This window comes from Vibrio galatheae (genome assembly GCF_000967545.1).
GTDB classification, from domain to species: Bacteria; Pseudomonadota; Gammaproteobacteria; order Enterobacterales; family Vibrionaceae; genus Vibrio; species Vibrio galatheae.
In genome coordinates, this window is record NZ_JXXV01000044.1 from 1 (window position 1) to 1,266 (window position 1,266).

The following is a 1,266-nucleotide window of genomic DNA, read 5'->3' on the forward strand; positions in this document are numbered from 1 at the left end:
TAACGCCCTGTTAAGGTGTGAGCAACACAATACCGAAGCTGCCGCATACCACCTTAACCACTAAAACCAACGCATGGTAAAAATGCCAAGCGTTGCGAATCACTCTTAAACAGATTGTTATGTAATAGCTCGACCCCACTTTTCACGCATTCTTGAAATATGCTCCTTTGAGAGTTCTTGTGCTTCCTTTTTTGAGTAACCAGCCTTCTTTATTTTTTTAAGGGTCAGTTTACGATACAACTCTTCCCAGTATGGTGGTGTCGTTTCATCTGGTACTTCTACGATGATACACGGAGATTCAAGATCATCAGCAAAATGATCACTTGTATCATTTGTTCTAAGATAAAAACCATGACTGATAATAATGCCATCAATCACCGGAGGGTGTTTAGACAATTTAAATTCAATAGCTACTTTCATTTCAGTGGGCTGAACAAATTCAAGAAGCAAATACATATAACTCTTGCTGAACCGTTGCACCAACCATGTCGAAGTAACATCTCCGGGAGGAGTATTTTGATGGAAATCGAGCATTGTTGTCAGCTCTGGAACGTCTTTACTATTTAAAGTTAAGACCGGCATAAGTTTTCCATCTGCCACACTAGGGGTTGCTATTCCTGCATCAGAAACGATCCGCACAACAGGTGCACCTTCAACTTTAGTTCGTCTTTTCGATAACATAATTCACCAAATTACTACTAGTCTCCACTATTTGCCCAGAGACCGTTTGTGCTTCTAATGTGTATTTTTCAATAACCACACTTCCATCTAATGACTTAGGAAGCTCAAACGTTACCCAGCCCGATAAGGTTTCTCTTCCATTCAAAAGTATGGGAGCTACAAGGTTTTTGTAGCCATTACTTTTGATTGGACTTAAATCTACCTGAGAAGCACGAAAAGTGGGGTATTTCTTGTCCATTTGCCCAAATTTAAGCTTTAACAATATCGAAGAAATTGAATTTTGTATTGTTGCATCGTTGGTATAACTAATAGCAAAAGATACATAAGTCACATCTCCTGATTTCCACTTCATACTATCAATCAAATAAGACGATATGTGCTTAAGTTGATTTTTGTGGGCTTCTTCAGCTATCAAGTACGCTTTCTTAGCGTACCTATGACCTCGCCAAGACACGATCATTGCTGCTATCGTGCCTATAGCAGCGACTACACTGGCAACTTCACTAATAGTCAATTTTTACTCCTATTACATAACGCCCTGCTAAGTGGCTGCCAACTTGCCACTAAACTTGAACAAACCACAGA

At 39.6% G+C, this 1,266-nt stretch carries 2 protein-coding genes; both read right to left on the reverse strand.

From position 1 onward, the window contains the following. Window positions 1–117: 117 nt before the first annotated feature. On the reverse strand, window positions 118–681 hold the full coding sequence (locus TW81_RS18605; RefSeq protein WP_045957238.1) for a hypothetical protein: 564 nt from the start codon (window positions 679–681) through the stop codon (window positions 118–120). Then, entirely contained in the window at window positions 659–1,195 is a 537-nt protein-coding gene (locus TW81_RS18610; protein WP_045957239.1) for a hypothetical protein, read from the reverse strand. Before TW81_RS18610 ends, TW81_RS18605 begins: the two co-directional genes overlap by 23 nt. Window positions 1,196–1,266: the final 71 nt, after the last annotated feature.

Bases quoted from the DNA above. Each gene is read 5' to 3' on its own strand.
- TW81_RS18605 (WP_045957238.1), bottom strand. From the start codon at position 681: ATGTTATCGAAAAGACGAACTAAAGTTGAAGGTGCACCTGTTGTGCGG.